This is a genomic window from Piscirickettsia litoralis, from assembly GCF_001720395.1.
GTDB lineage: Bacteria > Pseudomonadota > Gammaproteobacteria > Piscirickettsiales > Piscirickettsiaceae > Piscirickettsia > Piscirickettsia litoralis.
Window position 1 is genome coordinate 722,102 of the sequence record NZ_MDTU01000001.1, and the last position, 9,482, is coordinate 731,583.

Sequence of the window (9,482 nt, forward strand, 5' to 3'; positions counted from 1 at the left end):
CTTAAAGCGAAGAAAACCCCTAGAATCGAGCAAGATTACGCAATATGCTCTGCTTTTTTAACAAGCGTATAAACCAGTGGCACAATAAATAATGAAAACAAAGTCCCCACAACCAAACCACCGATAATTGTAATCGCCAGGTTTTCGTCTGGACACATACATCATGCCATCACTAACTAATAAAGGTAAGGCACCAAATACCATCGCGAGTGTTGTCATAATGATGGGTCGAAAACGATGGTGTGTTGCTAACAAGATAGCTTCTCGAACGTGTTTGCCTCTGGCCAATTCAACATTTGCAAATTGAACAATAAGCACACCGTGCTTGGTAATTAAACCGACTAATGTAATTAACCCCAATACGCTGTAAATGTTTAATGTCCCACCAATCAAGTATAATGACAAAGCGCCACCAATAACGGTAAAAGGGACAGTCAGCATAATAATAAAAGGGTCGATTAAATTCCTAAATAAAACAGTTAATAATAAATAAACACTTAAAATTCCCAACAAGGCAATCCAAATTGTTTCATTACTTCCTCTTAAATACTGATCTGCTTTATCAACATACTGCAATTGTATATCTGGTGTATTTTTACTTGTCACTTGATTAACAAACTCAATGGCTTGCTTTAGTGTGTAACCTTTGCTTATGTTTGCATTAATCTTCACGCTAGGCTGATTATTAAAGGTTGATACCATCAATGGTTTAGCAACTAATTTTACCGACACGAACTCAGTTAATGGATAGTATTTATGGGTTAATGGGCTTTGTATCTGTAAACTCTCAATAGACTTTGGATCTTTTAAACTCGAATCACTCACCTGAACAATAATCGGCACACTCAACCCGGCGATACTAAAGTAATTATCTAGCGTGCCTCCACCATAATAGCTCGATAACATCTGTATAATATCTTGCCTGAGTATTCCCAAACTTATCGCTTTAACAGTGTTTAACTGAAATGCAAGCTGTTTCTGTGGTTTATTAATCGTATTATTAGTTATTGAAAATATCGGTGAAGCGTCCATTAATGCTGTTATTTTCTTTGCCGCTTGGTTCACCTGAGTAACATTACTGCCCCCGCCATAGAGATAGAAGCTAATACCATAGCCCCCTCCCCAGTTACTAAATTTTTTCATCGTTGCAAATGCACTATCAATATTCTGCGCTTTAATAAACTGATTAATTTGATTGCTAAATTTATAGTTTTCTTTTAAATATTTATCTTTGTAATGAATATTTACTTTTGCCGTTAATATTCCACTATCCTCATCTTTCGCTATATTAATCATATAATAATCAGTTGTTTTATTCTTGTAGAATTTTTTAAACACAAGAACTTTGTGCTTAAGCGACTCAATACCATCTTTTGAGTTGCCTGTCATGACAATTTCTACAGCACCATTTGGATCTGCCGGAAAAACAGTCCTTGGCAATTTCAAAGTATAAAAAACGCCTAAAGCAATCATTACAACTACAATAAATAACGCAACTTTATAATAATATAAAACAACGCCTAAAATATTTTGATAAAAAGAAATTATTTTATGCAGTACTTTATTAAACCAAACTTGATAACTATTTTGATCTTTACTACTAACGAACAATGCAGCCATCGTCGGTGTTAGCGTTAGTGCAACAATTCCAGAAATAAACACAGCAGCGGCAAGCGTTAATGCAAACGGTTTTAATAGCGCTGAAAAATCTCCCGCAGAAAAAACAATGGGAACATAAACAGCTAATAAGGTTAAAGTAATACCAATGACAGTAATTGAAATATCTTGAGTACCAGAGAGTATGGCTTGATGCTTTGTATAGCCTTGCTCTATATAGCGAGTGATATTTTCAATCACGACAATTGCATCATCAACAACAAGACCAACAGCAATCACCATAGCCAGCAACGTAATTAAATTAATACTAACCCCCAGCGCACTGACAAAAACCATCGCCCCAAGCAGACAAATGGGAATAGTAATAATCGGTATCACTGTCACACGAAGACGGCCTGAAAAAAACAAGGGCGACTAACAACACGAGTATGCTCGCAATTAATATAGTAAAACTTACCTCCTCAATTGACGTTTGCATGATATTAGCCATATCAAACACCGGGGTAACTTTAACCCCTTTCGGTAAATTTCCTTGCAATTTATTGATATAATCATGGCTAATTTTTGAAATTGAAAATGGATCGGCTAACTGCGTCGTGTGAAGCGCTAAAACGCCTGCAGTCTGCCCATTAAAACTACTAAATGGCTGATCTATTGTGCTACGAGGCTCAAAACTAACTGTTGCAATATCTTGCAAATAAATAGGTAAACCTAGCGGCTCACTTGCCTGTACCTTATTTGCATGTTGATACCCTACAATCAAATGGCGCAGACGGTAGAGCGAGTTAAAATTATCCTCCATATTTAGAACATACTGTTGCTTATTAATATATAAATCACCTAATGGACTAGATTGATAATTTTGATTAATAGTCTGTGTCACATTTGTTGGGTTTAAATGATATTTAACTAAATCAGCCGGCCTTAATTGAATTTTTACAACTGGATCTAAATCATCAGCATCAGCTTGAACTTGAGGTAACGAGTTAAATTTTGGCAACAGTACGGCATGAATAAAATTACTAATTTCAAATAAGTTTGCCTTGTTAGAAGAAACGACATAATCAACTAAACCTGAATTAGATGCACTCGGCCTAATAGCAGGTTGTGGAACGGAGTTTGGCAAGTGAGCTGAAGCGATCGCTTGCATCACTTCCATTTGAACTTGCAATAACTGCTCCGTGCTATTGGAGTTCAATGCTAAAGTAATATTTGCGCTTCCTGCCTGAGTATTTGCACGCATATACTGAAGATTATTAATCGATTGCAAGCGTGTAGAAACTTCCGTTGTTACTTGTTGTTGCACAGTTTGCGCATTTGCACCTGGATAGCTAAATTTAATATTTATATTGTGTCCTGCCATCGCCGGAAATGGCGCAATAGGCGTAATATATAAACAAAACAACCCTGCTAAACAAATAGCCAAAGCAATAATATAAACGATCAGCTTATTTTTAATACATGCTTCAATAAAAATCATGATGCTTTATCACTCATAAGCCTTACCTTTTGCCCTGGGCTTAGCTTATCTGGATTCGTTGTAATTAATAAATCACCTTTTTTCAAACCAGTGTTAACAATAATCAAACCTAACTTTGTCACACTGCCGGGTGAAAAATATGTTTTATTGACTTTGTTGTTCTTAAAAATATAAACATAAAACCCTTGAGCGTCTGTTTGCACTAGAGCTTGAGGAAGAGCCAATGCCTTAAATTGTGGGTTAATCACTTGGGCAACTTTACCAAAACTATGTAACAAAGGAAGCGTTGCATTGCTATTTTCAAAATTTGCACGCAATGTAATCCCTTGACTATTTAAGCTAATTTCTGGAGCCACGTAATTTACAATAGCCCGATAATGGTGATTGCCAACACTAAACGTCACCGCTTGGCCTACTTTCACTTGATTTACATATCGACTGGGTAATTGATACTTAATTTGTAAGCCATCTTGTGTAATTACATGTGCAAGCACATCCCCAGCACTCACAAAATCACCCACAGAAAGATCGGTGTCTGTCACTGTACCGTTAACAGGTGAAATTGCATCATGAATAGTTTGTGCCTCTTCATATTGTGACAATGCTTGCTGATATTGTGTTAGTGCTTGAATTAAGTCAATTTTAGAAACACTATCTTTAGAAAGCTCAGACAAACGTTTAAGGCGCAAATAGCGTTGCTTGGCAAGCTGCAGCTCTGCCGCAAGTTTTTTTAATTGATTGCCAGTATCAGTGGTTTTTAAAATAAAGAGAATGTCCCCTTTTTTCACAGACTGACCTGCAGCAAATTTGATTGATTCAATCAAGCCATCCGATTGCGCTTTCAATGCAATCGAATGCAAAGAGGTCACCCTTCCATAACTCTCAACTGTTTTAGGAACTGAGTAAAAATTTACTGCTTTCACAGACACCCGCTGCTTTTGCGCTGCCTTTTGCCCCGCCTTCATGGGGTGAGGCCACTCTAAAGCGTAATGACCGACCAGTAACACGATGACGATCAAAACCAAAAACCAAAATAAAAAAGCCTTAATTTTTTATTAATCATTTAAATATACCTAGTGACACACTTTAATTGTGTCACTTTAATTTTATTCACTAAATAATATCTCATTTATATGACATTATTGTATTAATGACATTTCTTTTTCAGAAAAAAGTCTACGTGAACATAAGTAACCTGTAAACCATAACAATTCTCAACACATGACTTAAAACCAGGTAATAATTAAATAGAAAAAATTACAAACAGGCTAAATATACCAAGAATAACAAACCAGACACGTTGCCAAAATGAGTTTATTTTCTCCCACCAAAGTACTATTTTTCTAAATCGCTCAAGCCTAACACCATACAATATTATTGCAATAATAATCAGCAACCACCCCATAACAAAGAAAAAACTGGGCCAACGCGTCGCCTCTGCACCAAGCAAAAAAATAACACCAAAAACAATTCTCGCCGCAATGGCGAGCCAATAGGCCTTACCAATGCCATGCCGATCAATAAGAGCATCCACTAAATAAGGCTTTATAGCGCCACTGATAGCAATAGATAATATCAGTAACCCAATAAAATAAAGAAGAATTTCCATATGTTAGCCTTCTAAACTTTAATGATAGACATTCTAGTCTTTCTTTATGTTTCGCAAGATAAGTTGCAATGATCATACCGACACAATAAAATCAATAACTATCTCGCTCTCATCCACATCATAAACACATCAATGCGGCATATTGTTAATACAAATTAACAAAAAAATCACAAATAGAAAACAAAATACCTGAAAAATAGCAAAAAGATTTTATACCAAGGGACAACAACCACGACAAAGAGCTTGCCAGTGACCGATGAAGCCGAGTATCATTGGTTAACTAATGGAACAATCAATTAAGAAACCATCAATGACCATAGCAGCAAGAAAACAACGCCCCAGTGCAGATATGACGCGATCTAATATCTTACAGGCCGCACAGAGCCTCTTTGCCAATCATGGCTTTGCTGGCACATCGATTAGTATGATTGCAAAACAGGCGAACGTAAATCAAAGCCTAATCTATCATCACTTCACAAACAAACATGATTTATGGCGCAAAGTGAAAAAAGAATTTATCACACCCTATATGCCACAGGACAACCCAGGCGCGCAGCTGCAATCACTCGATTTTCATGACTTTATCAAAACCATCATTATGGTGCGCTTCAATATTTATAAGCATAACCCGGATATGGGCCGCATGGTTCTTTGGCAATTGCTTGAATTTAAAGATGAAAAGCCCCTATTTGAAGATACCAGTCATGTTATGCTCACCATGCTCGAATGCATTGCTAAATTTCAAAAAAGTGGCGAAATCCACCCGCGTTATAACGATTATTCACCCTCACAATTATTATTTTATATCTTTACTAACGCCTCATCATTATTCACTAACCTCTATGGTGCTTGGTTTAACAAAGACGAGATGACCGATCAGTTTCACCAACAATATGCTGATTTCATCATCACTGCCGTCTACCAATCTTTAGCCACTCAACCGGCTTAAACGCTACTTTATCACCTATAAACTTTATGCAATACGACATTTATACCGATGGCAGCTGCCAACCTCACAGCGGTTTAGGCGGCTGGTCTGCTTTGCTTCTTAATCAAGACAGTGAAATCGAGCTTTCTGGCTTTGTTGCCAACTCAACAAACAACCGCATGGAGATCACCGCAGCCATTAAAGCGCTTGAGTATGCACCTCCTGCCAGTGCAATTCGCCTTTATACTGACTCGATGTATCTTGTGCAAGGCGCTCAGACTTGGCTAAAGAAATGGCGCACGCAAAACTGGTGCAATACCTTTGGCGAGCCCATCGCCAATCAGGATTTATGGCAGCAACTCGATCAACTATTAACCCAACAAAACACCGAATGGCACTGGGTCAAAGGCCACGATGGTAATTTATACAATGAGCGCTGTGACCGTATGGCAGCGGCAGCAATTACCACTCAGCATGAGCACAAAACCCATCAAATCACCCGCAAGCAAGATCAAAGCCCATTATTACTCGTTGATGGCTCTTCATTTATTTACCGCGCTTTTCATGGCATGCCCGCCCGACATAATCATGCGGGCGAGCCAACAGCAGCTATTTACGGCACCGTCTCTTTGCTGCGTAAGCTGCTTAAAACGTATAAGCCTAAGCAAATATTAATTGTCCTTGACCCTGCGGGCAAAACCCTGCGCCATAAAATTTACCCAAACTATAAATCCAGCCGCCCACCAATGCCTGAAGCGCTTAAAGTCCAGATTCCACTGATTCGTCAATGTATCGACGCGCTCGGTATTCCCTGCTTAACAGTACCAGGCATAGAAGCCGACGATATTATCGGTACCTTAGCAACACAAGCCGATAAAGAGCAACGCGCCACCTTGATTGCTAGTAGTGATAAGGATATGGCTCAACTCATCACCCCCTATGTCTCACTGCTCGATACCATGAAAGGCACTTTGATGACACCAGACGGTGTTCGAGAACGTTTTGGCTTAGGTCCTGAACAAATCCCTGACTATCTTGCCCTAATCGGTGATAAAGTCGATGATGTTCCAGGGATCGATAAAGTAGGCCCTAAAACCGCTCAACGCTGGCTCAATGAACATAAAGATTTAGCAACGCTGATTCAGCATGCTGGCAATATTAAAGGCAAAGTCGGTGAAAATTTGCGCAATAACTTGGATCAACTCACTCTAAGCCACCAATTAGTGACTATCCACTGTGACTTAGAGCTGCCTTACTCACTCAATGATCTAAAGCGCAAAAAGGCAGATATTCATAAACTCATTGAACTATTCGAACGCTTTGAGTTTCATACTTGGCTAGAACGATTGCAAACTCACCAATCCACCTAAGCTTAAATTTAAACGAGCATCTGCATAATCACAGCCAGTAATACCACTCGAAATAACCAAACAGATGCTTTTTCTGGCACACGCTTTACAATCATCACCCCCAAAGGTGAGCCAATGAAAGACCCAACCAACAAACCGACAAATGCAGGCAAGTATAAATAACCTAAGCTTCCTGCTGGCAAGCCTGACAAACCGACACTGCTAACAAGCAGACTAGCAATCGCAAATAAGCCCATCGGAAATGCAAGGGCGGTCGACATCGCTGCGCTTTTTTTCATCGGGTAGTGATGATGAAGCATATAAGGGTTAGTAATCGCTGAACCGCCAACCCCAACAAGTGATGCAAGAACACCCACACTCACCCCCATCGTTGCACGAGATAAACCTCCTGGATACACAGGTTGCTGATTCAATGACCCGGTACGATTTAAAAAACTTTGAATAAACACACCAATAATTGTCACGGTAAAAAGAATTTTTATCCAAAAAGTGGGGATCACCTTATCAAGCTGCCCTCCAACAAGTGCCCCGATAATGGCAAAAATAGCAATACGCTTAAATAAAGGGATCACCAGATTTTTACTGCGATGATGGTGAAATGTTGTATACAACGAATTAACCATAATAAAACCGAGTGAGGTTGTCACGGCCAAATGCATACCAAGTTCAGAACTTATTCCTTGCCCAGTCGTTAACTCAAGCATCACTGGAACAATAATAATTCCTCCGCCTGCACCCACCCAGCCTGATAATATCCCGGTAAAAATGCCTACAATAATATAAATTAGAAAAATCATAAACCAACCTAAACAAAGTTGCCATAAAAAAACTAGTTTATTTTTTAATACAGACTGAAACCTGCTTTATGTTGATAATTTAAGCCTTTGACACGAATAACTCAAATGAATTATATTTATAAAATCTATAAATTTTTGGAATTCATAATGAAAAATATCCTAGCCTTCTTAGCGGTTGTCGAAGCGAATTCTTTCACAAAAGCAAGTGAAAGCATGCACTTAACTCAGCCTGCTGTCACTAAACGCATTGCCAACCTGGAAAATCAATTTAATACTAAACTTTTCGAACGCATTGGCCACCGGGTTGTACTTACAGATGCAGGATGTGCATTTTTGCCACATGCGCGCGCTATCTATGCTGAGTGGCAAGATGCTAATCATAAAATAGCTAGCTTTAGCGACAGAGTACGGGGAACTTTAATCATTGGCTGTAATAACCATATTGCAACTCATCGACTTCCTAGCTTACTCAAGACATATAAAGATCAATTTCCTGAGGTTGACTATAATTTTGTTTTTCGCACTTCAAATGAAGTGATTGATTTAGTTGAAAACCACCAAGTTGAGCTGGGCTTCACATCACTGCCGCGAGAAATTCCTATGGATATTGCCGTCAGAAAAGTATGGAAAAATGATATGCGTGTTGTTCTAAGCGCCAGTCACCCCTTTTTTAAAAGAAAAAATGACATCATATCCAGGCTTTCTAATATCCCCCTAATCTCACCCGAAAAACTTAATATTTATCATGATATCCTTGAGGATATTCGCAAATATTACAGTATAAATTCTAAAATTATTTCTAATATTAATATGCTCGAAACCATCAGAAAAATGGTGGAAGCTGAAATTGGCTGGAGTATTTTTCCAAAACACTTAATCGATGATAAGTTGCGTGAAATTCCTTTTATGAAAAAAAGATTCTATGCCGACCTGGCCTGTATCTCTCATAAAAAACGTGAACTTTCCAGACCAGCCAAAGAAATGATCAATTGCATTAATATAATTATAAAAAACAACCCAACCAAACAATCAAAAAATTATAATATATTTACATCTATATTAATAATTTAATTAATTAATTAAATTTAAATAGCCTGGGACTTCCTTTTTTTCAACCAGACAATTTTCCAAATGACACATTAATTCTTTATATTTAGCAATGCTATCAGGCTTAACTAGATAACAATCTGCACCCTCATGATGTGCCTTTTCAACACTGAATTCAGCAATTGATTCCCCCATAACAAGCACATAAGGGCACCTTTCCTGGAGATCGCCTTTAATTTTTCTCAATAAAGAGTGGCTATTGATCTTCCACTGGCTCATATCCAGAACAATCAAATCAACCTCAATAACACCATTGCTTAGCAATTGAAAAGTCTCTTCTGCGTTATCTTCAACCAAAAGCTTACAGTCTATTGTTCTTGACTGGTCAAACACTTCTTGAAAGACATTGGCATCATCTCTATCACTTTCAATCAAAATTACTGTTTTCACTAGAATACCTTGTCATCATTAAAGAGTACAGCCCCCTCATAGCCATTTGACTCTATCAGAATAAAAAAGTTCTAAAACACAAATTAAACTTTAAAACAGAATAACTCATGTCAATAAAATTATTAAAATCAAATCATTAAAATAAAAAAGCAATTAATTTAAAAAATATCACAAAAAAATCTTT

At 37.8% G+C, this 9,482-nt stretch carries 9 protein-coding genes; 3 read left to right on the forward strand and 6 right to left on the reverse strand.

The annotated features are described in order from the left end of the window. Positions 1 to 57: 57 nt before the first annotated feature. From BGC07_RS03465 to BGC07_RS03480, 4 genes are all read right to left on the reverse strand, one after another. Entirely contained in the window at positions 58 to 2,001 is a 1,944-nt protein-coding gene (locus BGC07_RS03465) for an efflux RND transporter permease subunit (protein WP_158006856.1), read from the reverse strand. Beyond that, the gene (locus BGC07_RS03470; protein WP_069311975.1) at positions 1,925 to 3,097 is read right to left on the reverse strand and encodes an efflux RND transporter permease subunit; all 1,173 of its coding nucleotides are present in this window, start codon (positions 3,095 to 3,097) and stop codon (positions 1,925 to 1,927) included. The genes BGC07_RS03465 and BGC07_RS03470 overlap by 77 nt, the downstream gene beginning before the upstream one ends. Beyond that, positions 3,094 to 4,116 carry an efflux RND transporter periplasmic adaptor subunit gene (locus tag BGC07_RS03475; protein WP_139121605.1) on the reverse strand — a complete coding sequence of 341 codons (1,023 nt, stop codon included), beginning with the start codon at positions 4,114 to 4,116 and terminating at the stop codon, positions 3,094 to 3,096. Before BGC07_RS03475 ends, BGC07_RS03470 begins: the two co-directional genes overlap by 4 nt. A 224-nt stretch (positions 4,117 to 4,340) precedes the next feature. Then, positions 4,341 to 4,706 carry a hypothetical protein gene (locus tag BGC07_RS03480; RefSeq protein ID WP_069311977.1) on the reverse strand — a complete coding sequence of 122 codons (366 nt, stop codon included), beginning with the start codon at positions 4,704 to 4,706 and terminating at the stop codon, positions 4,341 to 4,343. Between the two features lie 283 nt (positions 4,707 to 4,989). Here BGC07_RS03480 and BGC07_RS03485 point away from each other — a divergent pair, with 283 nt between their 5' ends. Both BGC07_RS03485 and rnhA read left to right on the forward strand, forming a co-directional pair. Next, positions 4,990 to 5,655, forward strand: coding sequence for a TetR/AcrR family transcriptional regulator (locus BGC07_RS03485; protein ID WP_235602885.1), 666 nt, complete (start codon positions 4,990 to 4,992; stop codon positions 5,653 to 5,655). Between the two features lie 26 nt (positions 5,656 to 5,681). Beyond that, a complete protein-coding gene (gene rnhA / locus BGC07_RS03490; RefSeq protein WP_069311979.1) occupies positions 5,682 to 7,004 on the forward strand; it encodes a ribonuclease HI in 1,323 nt (440 codons plus the stop codon). A gap of 8 nt (positions 7,005 to 7,012) precedes the next feature. On the opposite strand, the gene BGC07_RS03495 is transcribed toward rnhA, so the two are convergent. Beyond that, positions 7,013 to 7,801, reverse strand: coding sequence for a sulfite exporter TauE/SafE family protein (locus BGC07_RS03495; protein ID WP_069311980.1), 789 nt, complete (start codon positions 7,799 to 7,801; stop codon positions 7,013 to 7,015). Between the two features lie 105 nt (positions 7,802 to 7,906). Between BGC07_RS03495 and BGC07_RS03500 the strand changes: the two genes are divergently transcribed. Further along, a complete protein-coding gene (locus BGC07_RS03500) occupies positions 7,907 to 8,872 on the forward strand; it encodes a LysR family transcriptional regulator (RefSeq protein WP_235602886.1) in 966 nt (321 codons plus the stop codon). Here BGC07_RS03500 and BGC07_RS03505 read toward each other — a convergent pair whose 3' ends face one another. Then, positions 8,873 to 9,298, reverse strand: a complete 426-nt coding sequence (locus BGC07_RS03505; protein WP_069311981.1) for a response regulator — start codon at positions 9,296 to 9,298, stop codon at positions 8,873 to 8,875. Positions 9,299 to 9,482: the final 184 nt, after the last annotated feature.

Coding starts and splice junctions, on each gene's coding strand:
- BGC07_RS03485 (WP_235602885.1), top strand. CDS start 4,990: ATGGAACAATCAATTAAGAAACCATCAATGACCATAGCAGCAAGAAAA.
- rnhA (WP_069311979.1), top strand. CDS start 5,682: ATGCAATACGACATTTATACCGATGGCAGCTGCCAACCTCACAGCGGT.
- BGC07_RS03495 (WP_069311980.1), bottom strand. CDS start 7,801: ATGATTTTTCTAATTTATATTATTGTAGGCATTTTTACCGGGATATTA.
- BGC07_RS03480 (WP_069311977.1), bottom strand. CDS start 4,706: ATGGAAATTCTTCTTTATTTTATTGGGTTACTGATATTATCTATTGCT.
- BGC07_RS03500 (WP_235602886.1), top strand. CDS start 7,907: ATGAATTATATTTATAAAATCTATAAATTTTTGGAATTCATAATGAAA.
- BGC07_RS03470 (WP_069311975.1), bottom strand. CDS start 3,097: ATGATTTTTATTGAAGCATGTATTAAAAATAAGCTGATCGTTTATATT.